This is a genomic window from Streptomyces sp. NPDC056231 (assembly GCF_048270745.1).
In the GTDB taxonomy this organism is placed as follows: domain Bacteria; phylum Actinomycetota; class Actinomycetes; order Streptomycetales; family Streptomycetaceae; genus Streptomyces.
Map to the genome: position 1 here is coordinate 250,064 of NZ_JBLVKW010000003.1, position 21,153 is coordinate 271,216.

Genomic DNA, 21,153 nt, shown 5'->3' on the forward strand with positions numbered 1-21,153 from the left:
TCCGGTGCTCAGGAGACGCAATCTGTACACATCGGGTGTGAGCGACGCCACGATGCGCCGCCTTTCGGCCAGGAGGTACTCCATGGCACAGACAATGCGAACAAGCCGCCCTCCCGTTTCCCTTCTCGCCACAGACGGCAGGTCCCATCCGCTCCAGAACACTCTGGTGGCGGTAACCGTGGCCCTCGGTCTCATCGCCTTCGTGACGGCGATGTTCCACAACCTGCATCTGCTCAGCTCGTGGGCCGGGCTCATCGGGATCCTCACGGGTGCATACGGGCAGTACATCTCGGTGACCACCCGCGAGAGGTTCCCGCTGATCCTCGGTATAGGGGCGTCCGCCATCGGGTTCTACCTGGGAATGGCCCACGGCGGTCTCTTCGGCGGCCTGTAGCCGCGCCTGTCCCGAACGCCTCCGGACGCCGGTCCCGGCACGCCCACCCCCACCGTCTCAAGGGGTCTTCCAGGCCCCCGGGGGCGGGCAGCCGGGACCCGCCCTGGCCGACAAGGTCCGACAGGGCCAGACGACGCGCTCCCCGGTCGCAGTAGGCTTCGGCGCGAGAGCCGGAGCCCCTGACCGATGGGGACACACCTGCCGAGGAGCGCCCCGCATGAGCCTGACCCTGAGGACCATCAGCCGAGAGCAGCATCTGGCGTACATCCAGAGTCTGCCGTCGGCCAGTCACTGCCAGGTCCCGGCGTGGGCGGACGTGAAGACCGAATGGCGTTCGGAGAACCTTGGCTGGTTCGACAAGAGCGGCGAGATCGTGGGCGCCGCCCTGGTGCTGTACCGCCAACTCCCGAAGATCAAGCGGTATCTCGCATACCTCCCCGAGGGCCCGGTCATCAACTGGTACGCGCCGAACCTCGACGACTGGCTGCAGCCGATGCTCGCGCACCTCAAGCAACAGGGCGCCTTCTCGGTGAAGATGGGCCCGCCGGTCGTCATCCGCCGATGGGACGCAGCCGCCATCAAGGCCGGTATCCAGGACCCCGACGTGAAGCGCCTGCGCGACGTCGAGGCCACGCACATCGAGCCGCGCGCTTTCGAAGTCTCGGACCGGCTGCGGAAGATGGGCTGGCAGCAGGGCGAGGACGGCGGCGCCGGCTTCGGTGACGTGCAGCCGCGCTACGTCTTCCAGGTGCCGCTGGCGAACCGCTCGCTCGACGACGTCCTCAAGGGCTTCAACCAGCTGTGGCGGCGCAACATCAAGAAGGCCGAGAAGGCCGGCGTCGAGGTGGTCCAGGGCAGTTACGAGGACCTCGCCGAATGGCAGCGGCTGTACGAGATCACCGCTGAGCGCGACCGCTTCAGGCCGCGTCCCCTCTCCTACTTCCAGCGCATGTGGACCGTCCTCAACTCCGAGGACCCGAATCGCATGCGGCTTTATTTCGCGCGCCACAACGGGGTGAACCTCTCCGCGGCAACAATGCTCGTCGTCGGTGGGCACGTCTGGTACTCGTACGGCGCGTCCGACAACATCGGACGCGAGGTACGGCCTTCGAACGCCATGCAGTGGCGGATGCTGCGCGATTCCTACGCGATGGGCGCCACCGTCTACGACCTGCGCGGCATCAGCGACTCGCTCGACGAGACCGACCACCTCTTCGGCCTGATCCAGTTCAAGGTCGGCACCGGCGGCGAAGCCGTCGAGTACGTCGGCGAGTGGGACTTCCCGCTCAACAAGCTGCTGCACAAGGCGCTGGACATGTATATGTCGCGCCGCTGACAGAACCGGCATCACCCGTTTCAATGAGCGCTTCAGCAGGCCCGCCGACAGGCAGGCCTGCAGGCTCAGACACTTCGACAAGCTCCACAAACCTCTGATACACCGCAGCCACCAGAAAGGTTCCGGACCGGCCATGGCGCTCTCCCTCTACGTCGACACCGCGCGCTGGCGGGCGCACCAGAAATCCGTCCTCGACCAGTTCCCCGGGCTCGTCCCGGTCTGCAAGGGCAACGGATACGGCTTCGGTCACGAGCGACTCGCAGACGAGGCGACCCGCTTCGGCTCCGACACTCTCGCCGTCGGCACCACCTACGAGGCAGCCCGCATAAAGGACTGGTTCAGCGGCGATCTGCTGGTCCTCACCCCGTTCCGGCGGGGTGAGGAGCCCGTGCCGCTGCCCGACCGCGTCATCCGGTCGGTCTCCTCCGTGGACGGCGTGCACGCGCTGGTGGGCGCCCGGGTCGTCATCGAGTGCATGAGCTCGATGAAGCGTCACGGCGTCAAGGAGGAGGAGCTGGGGCAGCTGCACGCCGCCATCGAGGACGTACGTCTCGAAGGCTTCGCGCTGCACCTGCCGCTGGACCGCACCGACGGCTCGGACGCGGTCGAGGAGGTCATCGGCTGGATGGATCGCCTTCGCGCCGCCCGGCTGCCGCTGCACACCATGTTCGTCAGCCATCTGCGCGCCGAGGAACAGGCCCGGCTGCAGCAGCAGTTCCCGCAGACCCGCTTCCGCGCCCGGATCGGCACACGGCTGTGGCTCGGCGACCACGACGCCACGGAGTACCGGGGTGCCGTCCTCGACGTCACGCGCGTAGCCAAGGGTGACCGCTTCGGCTACCGCCAGCAGAAGGCCGCCTCCGACGGCTGGCTGGTGGTCGTCGCCGGCGGTACGTCGCACGGCGTGGGCCTGGAAGCCCCGAAGGCGCTGCACGGCGTGATGCCCCGCGCCAAGGGCGTCGCCCGCGCGGGCCTGGCCACCGTCAACCGGAACCTGTCGCCCTTCGTCTGGGCGGGCAAGCAGCGCTGGTTCGCCGAACCGCCCCACATGCAGGTGTCGATCCTGTTCGTGCCCGCGGACGCATCGGAACCGAAGGTCGGCGACGAGCTGGTGGCACATCTGCGCCACACGACCACCCAGTTCGACCGCCTCGTCGACCGCTAGGGCGTGTGTCGAAAGCAGCGTCGTCCGCCCCCCACGACCGATGGGGCCTGGGCCTCGCCAAGGGTTTCGCGCCCTTGGCGGGGCCCTGTTCAGTCCGCGGACGACCCTTGTGCCCCTGTTCCGGCTGTGACCGGCCGGTGCGCCGCACCCCACTCCACCCGCGGCCCCTCGACCGGGGGTACCGCGTGCCGCGACGTGTGCGCCGCCGCACGCCCCAGCACGAAGACGTCCTCGGCACCGTCGAACACGCCGCCCGACGGATCGTCCGAACCGTCCCTGCGTACGACGTCCCGCTCCGGCATCAGAATGTCCCGAACGACGACGGCGCAGAGGTAGAGCGTGCCCAGCAGGTGCAGGGCGATCGCCACCTGATATCCCTCGGTCGGCAGCCCCTGGTGCTTGTCGCCGCTCGTCGTGTAGGCGAGGTACATCCAGATCCCGAGGAAGTACATGACCTCGCACGCCTGCCAGATCAGGAAGTCCCGCCACCGCGGCCTCGCCAGCGCGGCAAGGGGGATCAGCCACAGCACGTACTGTGGCGAGTAGACCTTGTTGGTGAGAATGAACGCCGCGACGACGAGAAAGACCAGCTGGGCGAAGCGGGGCCGGCGCGGGGCCATCACCGTCAGCACCAGGATGCATACGCAGAAGAAGAGCATCAGCAGCGTCGATGCGGTGTTCACCGTGCCGACCGGGATGGAAATGCCGGTGCGCTGCGAGATGATCAGCCAGAACGAGCCGAAGTCGAGCGGCCGGTCGTGGCTGAACGTGTAGAACTTCTTCCATCCCTCGGGCGCGAACACCATCACCGGCAGGTTCACCACCAGCCATGATGCGGCCGCGCCGAGTGTCGCCACGAAGAACTCCCGCCATTTGCCGGCCCGCCAGCAGAGCACGAAGACCGGCCCCAGCAGGAGTACGGGGTAGAGCTTGGCGGCTGTGGCGAGGCCGATGAGGATACCGAAGGCCAGAGTCCGCTGCCGGGACCACATGAGCATGGCCGCGGCCGTCAGCGCGACGGCCAGCAGGTCCCAGTTGATCGTCGCGGTGAGCGCGAAGGCCGGCGCGAGAGCGACCAGCAGTCCGTCCCACGGACGGCGCCGGTGCGTACGGGCGACACACACCGCCATGACCGCGGTGCAGATCATCAGCATGCCCGCGTTGACCATCCAGTACATCTGCTCGCGGTACTGGATGGAGCCGCCGGGCGTCAGCCAGGCCGCGACCTGCATGAACACCCCGGTCAGGACGGGGTACTCCAGGTACTGCATGGTGTCGCTCAGCCGGTCGAAGTACGGCACGAGACCGTCCGCGAAGCCACGTCCGACGAAAAGGTGCGGAATGTCGGAGTAGCAGGCATGCGTGTACTGCGAGCTGGCGCCCCTGAACCACGCCCAGTTGTAACAGGGCACTTTCTGCACCATGCCGAGCGCGAACATGCCGATCGCCACCAGGGCGACGACACGCACAGGCGTGAGGGGTCCGGAGCCGAGTCGCGCCCAGCGCCCCGACCGCCCGCCGATCAGCTCGCTGCCGGCCGCGGCGACCTCGTCCTGGTGGGTCGGCCGAACGACGGGCCGTTCCTGATGCACGCTCGTGTGTTCTGCGCTTGGCATGCCGCACATCCTGCCGTACGGGACTGTGGAAACGGCGAGGGCCGCCGCACCGAGTGGTGCGGCGGCCCTGGTGGCCTTCTTCCGGCTGTGCCTATGGGCCTGCCGTTCGGGCGTTATCCGGTCGAGCCTCCGAAGAAACCGCCGTTCCCGTTGCCGTGCCCGTTGCCCCCACCACCCGACGAGGTATCCGGAGGCGTGGTCCCGTCGGTCGGAGTGGGAGATCCGCCTCCGCCGCCGATGACCGAGTTACCTCCGTTGTTGCCTCCGTTGTTGCCCCCGTTGTTGCCCCCGTTGTTGCCCCCGTTGTTGCCACCGCTGCTGTTCTGGCAGTTCCGGTCCCACGGCCGGCAGCTGTCGCTCGGGTTGGGCGTGGGGGAGGAGGGCGTCTTCGAAGGTGTCGTGGACGGCATGGTGGAGGCGGTTTCCGAAGGCTCGATGGTCGGCTTCGGCGAAGGGGCGCCGCCCCCGTAGACCGTCTCGCCCCACGGCTCCGGCTTCTGGAAGAGCTTGACGTCCTCCCCTTCCAGCGCATCGGCCATGTAGTCGTGCCAGATCTGGGCCGGGAACGACGCACCGTGGATCGTCTTCTCGCCACCCGTGCCGTACATCTTCTCGAACTTGCGGTTCTTGTGCTTCTCGTTGTCGTCCAGCCGGTACATGCTGATGGCGGTCGACAGCTGCGGGGTGTACCCCACGAACCAGGCGGACTTGTTGTCGTCCGTCGTACCCGTCTTGCCCGCGACATCACGACCGGGGAGCTTGGCAGGCGTGCCGGTTCCGTGCTCGACGACGTTCTTCAGCACATCGGTGACGTTGTCGGCGATGCTGTTCTCGAAGGCACGCTTGCTGACCTTCTTGTGCTGATAGACGACCCGACCGCGGCGCTTGACCTCGGTGACCGAGTACGGGTCGTGCTGCATCCCGCTGGTGGCAAAGGTGCCGTACGCCCCCGCCATCCGGATCGCACTCGGCTGGGACGTACCGATGGAGAACGACGGAACGGTCGCGTCCGCCATGTACTTGTCGTCACGCAGACCCGCGGCTATGGCGACGTCCTTCACCTTGTCGGTGCCGACGTCCATGCCGAGCTGGACGTATGGGGAGTTGGCGGACACCCGCATCGCCTCACGAAGGGTGATATTGCCCTCCGACTTGTGGCCGTCGTTGGCCTGCAGCCACTCCTTGCCGTTCTCGTCGGTCCAGATCTCACCGTTGTACTTCTTGATCTTCAGCCGGTCGTCGGCGTTGTAGATGCTCTTCGGGGAGACCTTCGTGCGCCGCGACGCGTCCTGATCCTCCGGGCCTGAAGGGTCACGCTTGCCGTACTCCATGGCAGCCGCCAGCACGAACGGCTTGAAGGTCGAACCCACCTGCGCACCGGTGGTGTCGGCGTTGTTGGTGTAGTGAGTCGTCGCGTCCTGACCACCGTAGATCGCGGCGATGGCACCGGTGCGCGGATCCACTGAGGCGCCGCCGAACTGGACGTGCGTGTCCGTGCCAGGACGCGCCTTCGGATCGATCTTCTTGTCGTAGACCTTCTTGACGGCGGCGTTGAGCTTCTCGACCTTCTTTTTGTCGAAGGTCGTGTGGATCTCGTAGCCGCCCTGGGCGAGCTTCTCCGCCGTGATGCCCCTGGTGTTGTTGTTGAGGAAGTTCGCCTTGGCGAGGTCCACGAGATAGCCCATCTGACCGCCCAGCTGCGCGTCAGGACGAGGCTTGTTCGGCATAGGGAACGTCGTGTACTTGGCGCGTTCCGCCTGCGTCATCCGGCCGTCCTTCACCTCTTCGTCGAGGATCCAGGTCCAGCGCTTCGTGGCCCGGGCCAGGTTCTTCTCCGGAGTGGCCTCAGAACTGATCTCGGGGGCGCCCGCCGGATCGAAGTAGGTCGCGCCCTTGAGCAGCGTGGCCAGGAAGGCGCACTCGCTCGGGTCCAGATCCGTGGCGTCCTTGCCGTAATACGTACGCGCCGCCGCCTGAAGCCCCGATGCACCTCGTCCGTAGTACGAGATGTTGAGGTAGCCGGCCATGATCTTGCGCTTCGACTCCGTTTTGCCGACCTTGATCGTGATGAAAAGCTCTTCGAACTTCCGGCTCAGGGTCTGCTCCTGGGAGAGACGCGAGTTCTTCACGTACTGCTGGGTGATCGTCGAGCCGCCCTGGGTCTGTCCGCCCTTGGCCATGTTGTAGAAGGCCCGGGCGATACCCATCGGGTCGATGCCGCTGTCGGTGTCGAACGACTTGTTCTCCGCTGAGATGACGGCGTTGCGCATGGCTGCGGGAATCTGCGAATAGTCGATGATCTGACGGTTGGTCTCGCCACCCGTGGCGATCATCTGCTTGCCGTTCGCCCAGTAGTAGACGTTGTTCTCCGCCTTGGCGGCAGCCTTCACGTCGGGCGTCCCGACCATCCCGTATGCCAGCCCGGCAACACCCAGGAGAAGGCCGAGGAAGCCGATACACAGGCTGGAGACCAGCTTCCACGACGGCACCCAGCGCCGCGCTCCGTACTTCCCGGCACGCGGGTAGTCGATGAAGCGCTTCTTGACGGGACGCTGACTGCCGCGCCCGCGGCCCCGACCGGGGCCCTCGTACCCGTCGCCGCCACCACCGCGGCGTCTGCCGCCCCCGCCGCCCTGACCCGCGCCACCTCCCTCGGCGGCACGCCGGCTCCCGCTTCCACGCTGTGCGGCTCGTCTGGCCGCGGCACGCCCGCCGTACGGACTCTCGTCGCCGTACGAACCGGAAGGTGACTCATTAGTTACTCCGCGTGACGGAGCCGCGCGGCGTCCTGTGGACTGCTGGGCGGCGCGTCTGGCCGCGGCACGCCCGCCACCTTGCGGTTGCTGCGTTTTGCGACGGTGCTCGCTCATCGAACGACTACTCCTCGGGCAGGCGAGAGCGCCTGGAAGCGGCAGTTGAGATCCGGTCCCCCCGAATTACGGACGGACCCTGCGACAGGCCCATCCGCAGTGCGTCCGGTCAGTCCGCGACGACTGACGCTCGGGGGCGTCGCGCGGTACCCGGTGGTCTGCATGCCGCACAGACTACGCACGGTCAAAACCCACCTAGGGCCCAAGTTCACCCCAAATCACGCAAGTCGCTTCCTACGAATTGGCGATGTGACGCCGTTCACGATGGCCCCCCTTGTCGCATCGCGGTGAGCGATCTATCGTCAAGATGTATCGAGTCGATACATCAGCTCGGCATAAGGATCCGCGAGAGCACTCGGAGAAGGAGGAGGCGAAGTTGAGCAGACGCTCCGGCATCCTCGAATTCGCCGTACTCGGTCTGCTCCGCGAGTCCCCCATGCACGGGTATGAGCTGCGCAAACGCCTCAACACCTCGTTGGGGATCTTCCGCGCCTTCAGCTACGGCACCCTCTACCCCTGCCTCAAGACGCTGGTAGCCAGCGGCTGGTTGATCGAGGAACCGGGAAACGGTCCGACAGAGGCCCCACCCGCCGGCGGACGTGGGGTCGCCCCTGCCTCTTCACTGGCAGGACGGCGCGCCAAGATCGTCTACCGGCTGACGGCAGAAGGTAAGGAGCACTTCGAGGAACTGCTCTCGCACACCGGCCCCGACTCCTGGGAGGACGAGCACTTCGCAGCCCGCTTCGCCTTCTTCGGACAGACGGAGCACGAGGTGCGGATGCGCGTCCTGGAAGGCCGCCGCAGCCGGTTGGAGGAGCGGCTGGAGAAGATGCGCGCCTCTCTGGCACGCACCCGCGAACGACTCGACGACTACACGCTTGAGCTGCAGCGACACGGCATGGAATCCGTGGAGCGCGAAGTGCGCTGGCTGAACGAGCTCATCGAGAGCGAGCGGTCGGGACGGGATCAGCGACGATCCTCGCCCGAGGGCTCCGCTCAGCAGAACACAGCAGGGGAGACGGACGGCCTGCCCCGGCACCGGGGTCACACCCCGCCGGATCCGTCCGACGACACCGGCAAGTGAAGTCCCGGCACTTCCGCAGGGCCTTCATCGGAATCACCGAGAACACTCAACACAGGGAGCAACCGGAATGGGTTCGGTTCGCGTAGCCATCGTCGGCGTGGGCAACTGCGCCGCCTCGCTGGTGCAGGGCGTCGAGTACTACAAGGACGCCGATCCGGCCGGCAGGGTGCCCGGTCTGATGCACGTCCAGTTCGGCGACTACCACGTGCGTGACGTCGAGTTCGTCGCCGCCTTCGATGTCGACGCGAAGAAGGTCGGCCTCGACCTCGCGGACGCCATCGGTGCCAGCGAGAACAACACCATCAAGATCGCCGACGTTCCGAACACCGGCGTGACCGTCCAGCGCGGCCACACCCACGACGGCCTGGGCAAGTACTACCGCCAGACCATCGAGGAGTCCGCCGAGGCCCCGGTCGACATCGTCCAGGTCCTCAAGGACAAGCAGGTCGACGTCCTCGTCTGCTACCTGCCCGTCGGTTCCGAGGTCGCTGCGAAGTTCTACGCGCAGTGCGCCATCGACGCCAAGGTCGCGTTCGTCAACGCCCTCCCGGTCTTCATCGCGGGCACCAAGGAGTGGGCGGACAAGTTCACCGAGGCCGGTGTCCCGATCGTCGGCGACGACATCAAGTCCCAGGTCGGCGCCACCATCACCCACCGCGTGATGGCGAAGCTCTTCGAGGACCGGGGTGTCATCCTGGACCGCACGATGCAGCTGAACGTCGGCGGCAACATGGACTTCAAGAACATGCTCGAGCGTGAGCGCCTGGAGTCCAAGAAGATCTCCAAGACGCAGGCCGTCACCTCGCAGATCCGTGACCGCGAGCTCGGTGACGACAACGTCCACATCGGTCCGTCGGACTACGTGGCCTGGCTGGACGACCGCAAGTGGGCGTACGTGCGCCTCGAGGGCCGCGCCTTCGGTGACGTTCCGCTGAACCTGGAGTACAAGCTCGAGGTCTGGGACTCCCCGAACTCCGCCGGTGTCATCATCGACGCCGTGCGCGCCGCGAAGATCGCTAAGGACCGTGGCATCGGTGGCCCGATCCTCTCCGCGTCCTCGTACTTCATGAAGTCCCCGCCGGTCCAGTACTTCGACGACGAGGCCCGCGAGAACGTCGAGAAGTTCATCAACGGCGACGTCGAGCGCTGACACGACCGGAAACGGCGCGTGAACGCGGCAGGGCGATGAGCGGCAACGCTTTTCCGCTCCCGCCTCGTTGAGGGTCCCCGGGCAATCCGCCCGGGGACCCTCAACGTATGTGACCCTTGCCCACATGCCCGTCGTACGTGATCTGCGCGTACTCCTACGCCTTCGGAACTTCCGTCGTCTGCTGGCCGTACGGCTCTTCTCCCAGGCCGCCGACGGCGTCTATCAGGTCGCCCTCGCCGCGCACGTCGTCTTCTCCCCGGAGAAACAGACGTCGGCGACGGCCATCGCCTCCGCGATGGCCGTGCTGCTGCTGCCGTACTCACTCATCGGCCCTTTCGCCGGCGTCCTGCTGGACCGCTGGCCGCGCCGCCAAGTCTTCCTTTACGGCAATCTGCTGCGCGCAGCCCTCGCCTGCTGCACCGCCCTGCTGATCTTCGGAACCGCACCCGACTGGCTCTTCTACGCCTCCGCGCTGTGCGTCACCGGGGTGAACCGCTTCGTGCTGGCGGGGCTCTCGGCCGCACTGCCGCGGGTCGTCGACAGGGACCGGCTGGTCATGGCCAACTCGCTCTCACCGACCGCGGGCACGCTCGCCGCCACGGCGGGCGGCGGCCTCGCCTTCGCCGTACGCCTCGTGGCTGCGGACTCGGATGCCACAGTGGTGCTGCTGGGCGCGGGGCTCTACCTCGCCTCGGCGCTGGCCTCCCTGAGCCTGGCCACCCAACTCCTCGGGCCGGATACGCACGGCAGTCCTGTCCGGCTGAGGGACGCGCTCGCCACCACCGCGCACGGACTCGTCGACGGGCTGCGCCATCTAGCCGAACGGACGGACGCCGCACGGGCACTGGCCGCCATGACAGTGATCCGGTTCTGCTACGGGGCGCTGACCGTGATGGTGCTGATGCTGTGCCGGTACGCCTGGTCCGACAGCGAATCCGGCGGTCTGGCCCTGCTCGGACTGGCCGTGGGCGCCTCGGGGGCGGGATTCTTCGCGGCGGCCGTGCTGACGCCCTGGGCGGTTGGACGGCTCGGCCGGTTCCGTTGGATGGCGACGTGCGCCGCCGCGGCTGCCGTCCTCGAACCTGCGCTCGGGCTGTGGTTCGCTCCTCGACCGATGCTGGTCGCGGCATTCATGCTCGGAGCCGTCACCCAGGGAACGAAGATCGCGACGGACACGGTGGTGCAGACCGCGGTGGACGACTCATTCCGCGGCCGCGTCTTCTCCCTGTACGACGTGCTGTTCAACGTGGCCTTTGTGGGCGCCGCCGCAGTAGCCGCTGTGGCACTGCCTCCTGACGGGAAGTCGGCCGCCGTGGTGATCGGGCTTGCGCTGCTCTACGGGATCGTCGCCGTGACGATGTTCCGGTGGAGTCGTGTCAGTGAAGTGCTCTAGCGTGCGCGCGTCAACACGGAAACCTCCGGCAGCCGTAAGAGCCGGACTGGCGTGGTTCCCTGTCTGACGCCGATGAAGTCGACGGGCTGACCCTCTTCCGGGCGGGTGCCGAGAGCTGCTGCATCGAGGGGCGCTGTTTCACGTGAAACAGCGCCCCTCCGCACATCCGCTGCGGTCATGTTTCACGTGAAACATGACCGCAGCCCCACCCTCAGCTCTGCCCGGCCCACCACTTCTTGAGCTCCGCGACGGCCACGTCATGCCCCATCGGGCCGTTCTCCAGCCGCATCTCCAGCAGGAACGCGTACGCCTTGCCGATCACCGGCCCAGGGCCGACACCCAGCGTCTTCATGATCTCGTTGCCGTCCAGGTCGGGCCGGATGGCGTCCAGCTCCTCCTGTTCCTTCAACTGTGCGATGCGCTCCTCAAGCGCGTCATAGGTGCGCGAGAGCGCGCCGGCCTTGCGCTTGTTCCGCGTCGTGCAGTCCGAGCGCGTCAGCTTGTGCAGCCGTTCCAGCAACGGGCCCGCATCCCGCACATACCGACGGACGGCGGAGTCGGTCCACTCACCGTCGCCATAGCCGTGGAAGCGCAGATGCAGCTCCACCAGCTTCGAGACGTCCTTGACGGTGTCATTGGAGTACTTGAGCTCCGTCATGCGCTTCTTGACCATCTTGGCGCCCACCACCTCGTGGTGATGGAAGGAGACGCGTCCGTCCTTCTCGAAACGCCGAGTCCGCGGCTTACCGATGTCATGGAGCAGCGCGGCAAGCCGAAGAGTCAGATCGGGACCGTCCTCCTCCAGGTCGACCGCCTGCTCCAGAACGGTCAGCGAGTGCTCGTAGACGTCCTTGTGACGGTGATGCTCGTCACTTTCCAGCCGCAGCGCGGGCAGCTCCGGCAGCACCCGCTGCGCCAGCCCCGTGTCGACCAGGAGTGCCAGTCCCTTGCGAGGGTGCGCGGAGAGCAGCAGCTTGTTGAATTCCTCACGGACCCGCTCGGCGGAGACGATCTCGATACGGCCCGCCATCTCGGTCATCGCGGTGATGACATCAGAAGCGACCTCGAAGTTCAGCTGCGCGGCGAAGCGCGCGGCACGCAGCATGCGCAGGGGATCGTCGGAGAAGGACTCCTCGGGTGTCCCGGGGGTGCGCAGCACCCGCTCCGCCAGGTCCTCCAGACCGCCGTGCGGGTCGATGAATTCCTTCTGCGGCAGCGCGACGGCCATGGCGTTGACCGTGAAGTCCCGGCGTACGAGGTCCTCCTCGATGGAGTCGCCGTAGGAGACCTCGGGTTTACGCGAGGTCCTGTCGTACGCCTCCGACCGGTACGTGGTGACTTCGATCTGGTAGCCGTTCTTCTGGCAGCCCACTGTGCCGAAGGCGATGCCGACCTCCCATACCGAGTCGGCCCACGGACGCACGATCTTCAGAACGTCCTCGGGCCGGGCGTCGGTGGTGAAGTCCAGGTCGTTCCCCAGCCTGCCGAGCAGCGCGTCCCGGACCGAGCCACCGACCAGGGCCAGACTGAATCCGGCATCCTGGAATCGGCGGGCAAGGTCGTCGGCGACCGGGGAGACCCGAAGCAGTTCGCTGACTGCGCGATGCTGCACCTGGGTCAGGGCACTGGAATTCTCTTCATTGGCGTTCGGCACAACAGAAAAGGGTACGTGCCCGGACCGGCCCAGGCGTCATCGTTTCTTTCCACCCCTGCAAGACTCTCCCGATCATGTAGCGCACACCCGAGCACTCAGCGCCCGCGCACATCGTTACCATGCGGGGACGCAGCAACCGACAACCATCGACAGCAGCTGACGACGACGAGGGACGGGTAGGCGCGTGGCCGAGGCGGCAGACATCCAGGGGATCAGTCCTTCTCCTGCCCGCCGGTGGCTGCGGCGCACAGCATCCTTGGTCGTCGCAGCACCGCTCGTGGCAGCGCTGCTGGCCGGCACGGCCGCGCCCACGGCGCAGGCCGCCGTGGCAAGCAAGGCTTCCACCGGCTCCAGCACCGTCGATGTGTCCCTGGACACCCTGGCTCCCAGTGCACCGGTCAAGGGGGACACGCTCACCGTCTCCGGCACCCTGACCAACAGGGGCAAGGAACCGGTCACCGATGCCCGGGTCGATCTGCGTGTCGGGCCGAGGCTCTTCAGCAGGACATCGATCGACGACGCCGCGGAGCGCACCGGGTACATGCCCAGCAGCGATCCCGCAGCGATCGGCGGTAAGTACACGGTGGAATTCGCAAAGCTCCCTTCGGGCATCAGCCAGGACTTCACGCTGTCCGTGCCCGTCGACAAGCTGGGACTCGACGACGCAGGTGTCTACCAGCTCGGTGTCTCCCTGTCCGGGCAGACCGCCCGCGCCCAGTACGAGCAGGTGCTCGGAATCCAGCGCACCTTCCTCCCCTGGCAGCCGGAGGAGAGCGGCTCCAGGACCGATGTCACCTATCTCTGGCCGCTGATCGCATCCGCCCATGTCACTGCCGAGACCGGCTCGGACGAGCAGCAGACACCGGTCTTCGCCGATGACAACCTGGCGGCCGAGCTCGCTCCGGGCGGTCGCCTCGACCAGATGGTCTCGCTGGGCAGCCAGCTGCCCGTCACCTGGGTGATCGACCCGGATCTGCTGGCCAGCGTCGATGCGATGGCGAGGAGCTACCGCGTCAAGGTCGACGACACCACCGTTCCCGGCAAGAACCAGGCCGTTGCCAAGCAGTGGCTCAGCTCACTGGAGAAGGCGGTGGCGGACCGCAAGGTTGTGGCGCTGCCTTTCGCCGATCCGGATCTTGCGTCCATCGCACACCGCGGCAAGAACGTCTCGGGGACTCTCAGCCACCTGCAGACCGCCACCGAGGTGGCCGGCACAACGGTGGAGACGATCCTGCACGTGAAACCGTCCACCGACTTCGCATGGCCGGTCGACGGCGCGATCGATCCTTCGATCGTCGATGTCGCCACGTCGGCCGGTGCCCACAACGTGATCGCCCGCAGCGACAGCCTCCAGGAAACAGGGAAGCTGCCGTACACACCGACCGCAGCCCGGCCGATCGGTGGCGGTACCAACGCCATCGTGGCCGACTCCCGGCTCTCCAAAGCCTTCGAGGGAGACATGTCGCGTGCGGAGGATTCCACTCTCGCCGTGCAGAAGTTCCTCGCCACAGCCCTCGCGCTGACCGAGCAGGACACGGACACCAAGCGCAGCATCGTCATCGCGCCACAGCGGATGCCGACCGCCGCGCAGGCGCAGTCGATGGCAAGCGCCCTGCACGCCCTCGACGACGAACGGTGGACGCAGCCTCTCGACCTCGTGGGTGCAGCCGAGGCCGAGCCCGACGCCCAGGCGACGACGCGGGTCCCCGGGACCTCCCAATACCCGAAGCGGCTCCGCAGCCAGGAGCTGCCCACCCAAGCCTTCCAGGACATCAAGTCCACCCAGGTCTCGCTGGGCAGCTTCCAGGTCATCCTCACTCAGCCGGAGCGGGTGGTGACCCCCTTCGGCAACGCGATCAACCGGGCCATGTCGACGTCCTGGCGCGGCAGGCCGCTGGAGGCACAGCAGTACCGGGACTCGGTACGCACATACCTGCAGGGCCTCATCAACGAGGTGCAGCTCATCTCGAAGTCGGACGTCACGTTGTCCGGCCGCAGCGCCACGATCCCTGTGACCGTGCAGAACAGGCTGTTGCAGGATGTCGACCATCTGAAGCTCCGGCTGAAGTCGGAAAACCCGACGCGGCTCAAGCTGAACAACGGCGGCGCGGTGGCCGAGAAGCCGATCCGTATCGCCGGTGGCCACAGCCAGTCCGTGAAGTTCGACGCAGCTGCGAACGCCAACGGCCAGGTACAGGTCGTGGCGCAGCTGTACACCGAGGACGGCATGCCGTACGGCGAAGAGATGACCTTCACGGTAAAGGTCTCCGAGGTCACACCGACCGTGTTGCTGGTGATCGCCGGCGGGCTGCTGCTGCTGGTCCTCGCAGGCATCAGGATGTACACCCATCGCAAGCGCGCCAACGCAAGCACCCAGGCCGGGGACGACGGCGGTGAACCCGAGCAGCCGAGTGACCCGACTCCGGACACCGGTCCGGAAAGCGGGGGGCCTTCAGGCACGGGTGAGAAAGTAGACCGTTGAGCGATGTCTGTCGTGGCCGGTCGGCCGGGGACGATGAGGTGGGGTTTCGATGAACGCGCCGTACGACGGTGACCGTGGTCAGGGTGCGGGCGGAGATGGTTCTTCCGGTGGCCCCCCGATGCCGCCTGGCCCGGGCCAGGCGCCGCTGCCGCCCGATCCGTACATCCAGGACACGTACGACCGCGACCCTTACCGCGCTCACGACCTGTCCGCCCAGGACCCGGTGGCCGAGGCACTGTACGACCGCGCCGCCCACCCGCCGCCACCCCCTGGCATGTACCAGCCGCCGCAGCCGCTCTACCAGCAGCCGCCTGCGGCGCAGTACGCCCCCGATCCACGCATCTGGGCGCAGACCCCGCCGCCCGAGCCCGACGGCGCGTCCCGGCACCTGCCGTACGGGGACGACGCGGCGACCACGCAGTTCGTCGGTGTGGACGACCTCGTCACTCAGGCATCCGAGCACCACGAGGAACCGGACGCGTTCGCTCACCTGTTCCGGGACCAGGAAGGCCCGGCCGGGTCCCCCGCTCCGTCCGAGCCAGAACCGGCTCCGGCACCCGCCCCGCCGAAGTCCGGCGGCCGGGCCTCCAGCCTGCTGAAGTCCAGCGCGGTGATGGCGGCCGGCACACTCGTGTCCCGTCTCACCGGCTTTGTCCGCAGCCTGGTGATCACCGCCGCGCTGGGTGCGGCGCTGCTCGGTGACAGCTTCACCGTCGCCTACACGCTGCCGACGATGATCTACATCCTCACCGTGGGCGGCGGGCTCAACTCGGTCTTCGTTCCTCAGCTCGTCCGTTCCATGAAGGACGACGAGGACGGCGGCGAGGCGTACGCCAACCGCCTGCTCACGCTCGTCATGGTCGCACTCGGCGTGATCGTCGCGATCGCGGTCTTCGCCGCTCCCCTGCTGATCCATCTGATGTCGAGCACGATCGCGAACGATCCGGCGGCCGACAATGTGGCCACCACCTTCGCCCGGTACTGCCTGCCGACCATCTTCTTCATGGGCGTGCACGTGGTGATGGGCCAGATCCTCAACGCCCGCGGAAAGTTCGGCGCGATGATGTGGACCCCGGTCCTCAACAACATCGTCATGATCTTCACGTTCGGCATGTTCATCTGGGTCTACGGCACCTCCGCCGAATCCCACATGGGTGTACAGACGATTCCGCCGGAGGGCGTCCGGCTGCTGGGTATCGGCACACTGCTCGGCCTTGTCGTCCAGGCCCTGGCGATGATTCCGTATCTGCGCGAGGCCGGCTTCCGCTTCCGTCCGCGCTTCGACTGGAAGGGCCATGGACTCGGCAAGACGGTCAAGCTGGCCAAGTGGACCGTTCTGTTCGTCTTCGCCAACCAGGCCGGCGTACTGGTCGTCACGCAGCTCGCAACCGCCGCCGGTAAGGCTTCCGACAGGAACGGCACGGGATTTCTCGCCTACTCCAATGCGCAGCTGATCTGGGGCATGCCTCAGGCGATCATCACCGTCTCGGTCATGGCAGCCCTGCTGCCCCGTATCTCCCGGGCCGCCCACGACAACGACCCCGGCGCGGTCCGCGACGACATCTCGCAGGGGCTGCGCAACTCCGCCGTGGCGATCGTGCCGGTCGCCTTCGCGTTCCTCGCGCTGGGCGTGCCGATGTGCACGCTGCTGTACGCCTCCAGCGGCACCGAGGCCGCCAGGTCCATGGGCTTCATCCTGATGGCGTTCGCCCTCGGCCTCATCCCGTACTCCGTGCAGTACGTGGTGCTCCGTGGCTTCTACGCCTACGAGGACACCCGCACGCCCTTCTACAACACGGTCATCGTCGCCGGGGTCAATGCCGCCGCTTCCGCTCTCTGCTACGTGGTGCTTCCGGCCCAGTGGGCGGTCGTCGGCATGGCGGCTTCGTACGGACTGGCCTATGCCGTCGGCGTGGGCGTCGCCTGGCGCCGGCTGCGCAACCGGCTGGGCGGCGACCTGGACGGCGCACACGTCGTCCGTACCTACGCCCGTCTGTGCCTCGCGGCGATCCCCGCAGCGATCGTCGGCGGTGGCGTGGGCTTCGCACTGCTCAAGGGCCTGGGCGAGGGTGCCTTCGGTTCGCTGGTCGCCCTGCTCTGCGGTGGGACCGTGCTGATGGGGGTCTTCTTCATCGCGGCGAAGCGCATGCGGATCGAAGAGATCAACGGCATGGTCGGGATGGTCCGCGGGCGACTCGGACGCTGAGGATCAATCGGCCCGCACAACCATCGCTGCTCTCCGTGTGTCGTGCATAGCGCTGGAGTGTGGGCACAATTGGCGTGACTGTGCAGAGCTGGCTGGCATCGCGCAACGGATGGGGAGGCAGGAACGACGGTGGCGGAACGAAGCACGGCTGCCGTCGACGTGGCCGACAACAGCGGTGATGAGCCGCTGGCCGCCAAGGCGGACGAGGCCACGACCGACGGGACGGCAGAAGCCCAGGAATCGGCGGGCACCAGCCCCCGGGACGCAGACGATGAGCGAAGCAGCCCGGAGGCCGCCTCGGCGACCCCTGATCTGCACAGCGGCCACAGACTTGCCCAGCGCTACCGTCTGGAAGAGTGCGTCACCCGTCTGGACGGATTCAGCAGCTGGCGTGCTGTCGACGAGAAACTGCGCCGCGCGGTGGGCGTCCATCTGCTCCCCGCGGACCACCCGCGAGCCCGCTCCGTGCTGGCCGCGGCCCGGTCCTCCGCACTGCTCGGCGACCCCCGCTTCGTGCAGGTCCTCGACGCGGTCGAGGAGGACGACCTTGTCTACGTCGTCCATGAATGGCTTCCCGACGCCATTGAGCTCACGGCTCTGCTGGCCTCCGGCCCCATGGACGCTCACGACGCGTACCAGCTGGTCAGCCAGATCTCCCAGGCCATGGCGGCCGCGCACCGCGAGGGCCTCGCGCATCTGAGGCTCACCCCGGGAGCGGTGCTGCAGAGCTCGACCGGTCAGTACCGGATCCGTGGCCTCGCTGTTAACGCCGCCTTGCGCGGCATCACCGCAGAGCGTCCTCAGCGCACGGACACGGAGGCGATCGGCGCCCTGCTCTACGCCGCTCTGACACAACGCTGGCCGTACGAGAACGACGCGTACGGTCTCTCCGGACTGCCCAAGGGCGTGGGGCTGATCGCCCCCGACCAGGTGCGGGCCGGCGTACACCGAGGTCTCTCCGAGCTCGCCATGCGCGCCCTGGCCAACGACGGCGCCACCGCCTCCCGGCAGGAACAGCCCTGCACCACCCCGGACGAGCTTGCCAAGGCCGTCGCGGCGATGCCGCGCATCCGTCCGCCCGAGCCCACGTTCACGGCTCCGCCCGAGTACCAGCGGACGACCTACCAGCAGGGCACCTACGGACATCCGTCCGCCCGTCCCGGCACACCCGTGACCAAGCCCGTGACGGCCGCACCCCCGGCGCCGCTCCAGAGCCGCACCGGCAAGGCCCTCAAGTGGGCCGTGTCCGCATTGCTCATCGCCGCCCTAGGCCTCGGTAGCTGGCAGCTGGCGGACACCCTGCTGCACCGCGACAAGGGCTCCGGCGATCAGGAGACGCCACAGACCACCAACAACGGTGGCGACAAGCCTAAGGCGCCCACCCCGATAAAGGTCGAGGATGCGCAGGAATACGCGCCGGACGGAAACCCGCAGGCACCTGGCGACGTCAAGAAGACGTACGACGACAAGAGCTCCACTTTCTGGCGATCCAAGACATTTGTGAGCGGTCCGGAACTCGCCCCCTACAAAAAGGGTTTCGGTATCGTCTACGACCTCGGCTCGGAGCAGAACGTCTCCAGCGCATCCATAGCAATGCTGTACGGGGGCGATCACACCACGGTCTCGCTGTACGCCGAGGACAGCATGTCGCCGAGCGCATCGATCGACGCGCTGAAGCCGTTCGCGACCCAGAGCACGAGTGCCACCTCGGCCCAGCTGAAGGCCCGGACGCCCGTGAAGACGCGTTATGTGCTGGTCTGGATTACAGCTGCGCCGAAGGCGCCCGGTGACGCATATGTCGGCTCCGGCTACAAGCAAGCCGTAACGAACGTCGCCTTCACCGCGCTTCGGTAGCCGCAGCTGGCACCACCCACCTCGGCGCAAAAAAACAGGGTCTCCAGAGGAAAAAGCTCTGGAGACCCTGCTTTCTTCTACGAAGAGCCGGGCACGGCCCGCCTATTCGCTATTGCTAAATATCCGATTGATCCTTATCGTTCGCCTTTCATTATGGATCGATTTCAATGCACAGATGGCGACAGCTGAGGAGGGAAACCGTGAGTCCTGTGGCGGGCGAGCCCCACCCGACAAGCGACTCAGACCTCCTCGCTCGTCACGTAGCCGGTGAACCGGATGCCTTCGGTGAGCTCGTACGGCGCCACCGCGACCGGCTGTGGGCCGTGGCACTCCGGACCCTGGGCGACCGCGAGGAAGCTGCCGACGCCGTCCAGGACGCCCTGGTCTCCGCTTTCCGGGCCGCTCACACCTTCCGCGGCCAGTCCGCCGTCACCACCTGGCTGCATCGCATCACGGTCAACGCCTGCCTCGACCGGGTCCGCAAGGCCGCGTCACGCAAGACCTCACCCGTCGACGACACCGAGCGACTCGAACAGCTCCTGGAGCCCCACGAGTCCGCCGAGGCACCAGCCGAGCGTCAGGATCTGCACCGCGAACTTCTGGCGGCACTCGGCACGCTTCCCGCCGAACAACGGGCCGCACTGGTTCTCGTGGACATGCAGGGATATCCCGTGGCGGAGGCCGCCCTCATCCTTGAGGTGCCGACCGGCACCGTGAAGAGCCGCTGTGCACGGGGCCGAGCCCGGCTGGCCCCCCTCCTGACCCACCTCCGTGGTGAAGTCGGAGAGAGCGGTGAACCCGGCATGGGAAGGAACCGGACGCAGAGGGCATCCGTCCCACCCGCATCGGGGCCAAAGGACGCAGAGACCAGTGATCCCGCTGGAGTGAAGGGCGGAGGTGGGCGCACATGACATCAACGACCGACACGACTCAGCACCCTGACGTCTCGGAGATCTCCGAGCTCACCGAAGGGCTGCTCTCGCCATCCCGCGCGGCGGAAGTAAGCCGCCACGTGGATGACTGCGCACTCTGTGGCGAGGTCCGGTCCGCTCTCGAAGAGATCCGCGGACTACTCGGCACTCTGCCCGCTCCCGTGCGTATGCCCGAGGATGTCGCAGACCGTATCGATGCCGCGCTGGCCGCCGAGGCCGATGTTTCACGTGAAACAGAAGCCGCCGCAGAACAGGGGCAGGGAGCGGGAGAGCAAGAGGCGCGGGGCCGCGAAGCGGAGCGCAGGGCGGCTCAGTCCACCGTTGCGGACCGTCCCTCAGGGCACCCCAGGGCCACCAGCGGCCCTGGCCGCCAGTCGTCACGGCGCCGCCGCCGCATCGTCCTCGGCACAGCGCTCGGCGCGGCGGCGGTGGGCATGAGCGTCCTCCTGCTGCAGATGGTCCAGACGTCTCAGAACTCCGCAGGGTCCAAGGCAGCGGACATGGGCGTCAGTGCCTCGAAGACGGGAGCGAGCGCGTTCTCGGGCTCCCCGCTCAGCCAGCGCGTACACAGCCTCCTGAGCAATGCCGAGGCGTCCCCTCTCAAGCATCCCAACGCCGAGAAGCAGGCGCCGTCCGTCGATGTCCAGTCGACCCCGGAGGGTGAGTCCCCTGCCGCCTCAGCCTCCGGCACACCGCTGCGCACTCCCGTCACGTCCGTCCCCGCCTGTGTACAGCTGGGCACCGGACGAGACACTGCCCCACTCGCCGTCGAGGAAGGCACATACGAGGACACCAACGCCTTCCTCGTCGTTCTGCCGCACGAGACCGACGCCACCCTCGTCCAGGCCTACGTCATCGATGCCGGCTGCGTCCGCACAGACCCCGCGGGCAGGGGGGATCTTCTCCTGACCCACGCCTACCCCCGCCCCTGAGAATGGCACCGGACGCCGCTCCGGCACGTCGGGAATGCATCCCCCGTAGGATCCGTTGGGTGGGGTGAGAGTCGTTGAACCGACC

The 21,153-nt window shown here is 67.2% G+C and carries 14 protein-coding genes; 11 read left to right on the forward strand and 3 right to left on the reverse strand.

All coding sequences use genetic code 11. From position 1 onward, the window contains the following. Nucleotides 1–82 precede the first annotated feature (82 nt). The 3 genes from ACNPQM_RS04860 (at nucleotide 83) to ACNPQM_RS04870 (ending at nucleotide 2,895) form a co-directional block, all read left to right on the forward strand. Nucleotides 83–394, forward strand: coding sequence for a hypothetical protein (locus tag ACNPQM_RS04860; RefSeq protein ID WP_358856632.1), 312 nt, complete (start codon nucleotides 83–85; stop codon nucleotides 392–394). Between the two features lie 217 nt (nucleotides 395–611). Beyond that, nucleotides 612–1,730 (forward strand): lipid II:glycine glycyltransferase FemX, encoded by a 1,119-nt coding sequence (locus ACNPQM_RS04865; protein WP_358856633.1) that lies wholly within the window; start codon nucleotides 612–614, stop codon nucleotides 1,728–1,730. Nucleotides 1,731–1,863: 133 nt separating this feature from the next. Further along, nucleotides 1,864–2,895 (forward strand): alanine racemase, encoded by a 1,032-nt coding sequence (locus ACNPQM_RS04870; protein WP_358856634.1) that lies wholly within the window; start codon nucleotides 1,864–1,866, stop codon nucleotides 2,893–2,895. 89 nt (nucleotides 2,896–2,984) lie between these two features. Here ACNPQM_RS04870 and ACNPQM_RS04875 read toward each other — a convergent pair whose 3' ends face one another. Together ACNPQM_RS04875 and ACNPQM_RS04880 are read right to left on the reverse strand one after the other, a co-directional pair. Next, nucleotides 2,985–4,511: a glycosyltransferase family 87 protein gene (locus ACNPQM_RS04875; RefSeq protein WP_418082964.1), complete on the reverse strand. Its 1,527-nt coding sequence runs from the start codon at nucleotides 4,509–4,511 to the stop codon at nucleotides 2,985–2,987. A 113-nt stretch (nucleotides 4,512–4,624) separates the two neighbouring features. Further along, on the reverse strand, nucleotides 4,625–7,381 hold the full coding sequence (locus tag ACNPQM_RS04880) for a transglycosylase domain-containing protein (RefSeq protein ID WP_418082965.1): 2,757 nt from the start codon (nucleotides 7,379–7,381) through the stop codon (nucleotides 4,625–4,627). A gap of 376 nt (nucleotides 7,382–7,757) precedes the next feature. Here ACNPQM_RS04880 and ACNPQM_RS04885 point away from each other — a divergent pair, with 376 nt between their 5' ends. From ACNPQM_RS04885 to ACNPQM_RS04895, 3 genes are all read left to right on the forward strand, one after another. Next, the gene (locus ACNPQM_RS04885) at nucleotides 7,758–8,465 is read left to right on the forward strand and encodes a helix-turn-helix transcriptional regulator (RefSeq protein WP_418082966.1); all 708 of its coding nucleotides are present in this window, start codon (nucleotides 7,758–7,760) and stop codon (nucleotides 8,463–8,465) included. Between the two features lie 67 nt (nucleotides 8,466–8,532). After that, the gene (locus ACNPQM_RS04890) at nucleotides 8,533–9,615 is read left to right on the forward strand and encodes an inositol-3-phosphate synthase (protein ID WP_418082967.1); all 1,083 of its coding nucleotides are present in this window, start codon (nucleotides 8,533–8,535) and stop codon (nucleotides 9,613–9,615) included. A gap of 124 nt (nucleotides 9,616–9,739) precedes the next feature. Then, a complete protein-coding gene (locus tag ACNPQM_RS04895) occupies nucleotides 9,740–11,008 on the forward strand; it encodes an MFS transporter (RefSeq protein ID WP_418082968.1) in 1,269 nt (422 codons plus the stop codon). A 211-nt stretch (nucleotides 11,009–11,219) separates the two neighbouring features. Here the strand turns inward: ACNPQM_RS04895 and ACNPQM_RS04900 are convergent, their stop codons facing one another. Beyond that, nucleotides 11,220–12,662 carry a CCA tRNA nucleotidyltransferase gene (locus tag ACNPQM_RS04900; protein ID WP_358856640.1) on the reverse strand — a complete coding sequence of 481 codons (1,443 nt, stop codon included), beginning with the start codon at nucleotides 12,660–12,662 and terminating at the stop codon, nucleotides 11,220–11,222. Nucleotides 12,663–12,846: 184 nt separating this feature from the next. Here ACNPQM_RS04900 and ACNPQM_RS04905 point away from each other — a divergent pair, with 184 nt between their 5' ends. From ACNPQM_RS04905 to ACNPQM_RS04925, 5 genes are all read left to right on the forward strand, one after another. Then, nucleotides 12,847–15,144, forward strand: coding sequence for a DUF6049 family protein (locus tag ACNPQM_RS04905; protein ID WP_418082969.1), 2,298 nt, complete (start codon nucleotides 12,847–12,849; stop codon nucleotides 15,142–15,144). 49 nt (nucleotides 15,145–15,193) lie between these two features. Further along, nucleotides 15,194–17,350 carry a murein biosynthesis integral membrane protein MurJ gene (murJ, locus tag ACNPQM_RS04910; protein ID WP_418082970.1) on the forward strand — a complete coding sequence of 719 codons (2,157 nt, stop codon included), beginning with the start codon at nucleotides 15,194–15,196 and terminating at the stop codon, nucleotides 17,348–17,350. A 129-nt stretch (nucleotides 17,351–17,479) separates the two neighbouring features. Then, a complete protein-coding gene (locus ACNPQM_RS04915) occupies nucleotides 17,480–19,204 on the forward strand; it encodes a protein kinase family protein (RefSeq protein WP_418082971.1) in 1,725 nt (574 codons plus the stop codon). 167 nt (nucleotides 19,205–19,371) lie between these two features. After that, nucleotides 19,372–20,115 carry an RNA polymerase sigma factor SigM gene (gene sigM, locus ACNPQM_RS04920; RefSeq protein WP_418082972.1) on the forward strand — a complete coding sequence of 248 codons (744 nt, stop codon included), beginning with the start codon at nucleotides 19,372–19,374 and terminating at the stop codon, nucleotides 20,113–20,115. Further along, nucleotides 20,112–21,068, forward strand: coding sequence for an anti-sigma factor family protein (locus tag ACNPQM_RS04925; RefSeq protein ID WP_418082973.1), 957 nt, complete (start codon nucleotides 20,112–20,114; stop codon nucleotides 21,066–21,068). Before sigM ends, ACNPQM_RS04925 begins: the two co-directional genes overlap by 4 nt. Nucleotides 21,069–21,153 lie beyond the last annotated feature (85 nt).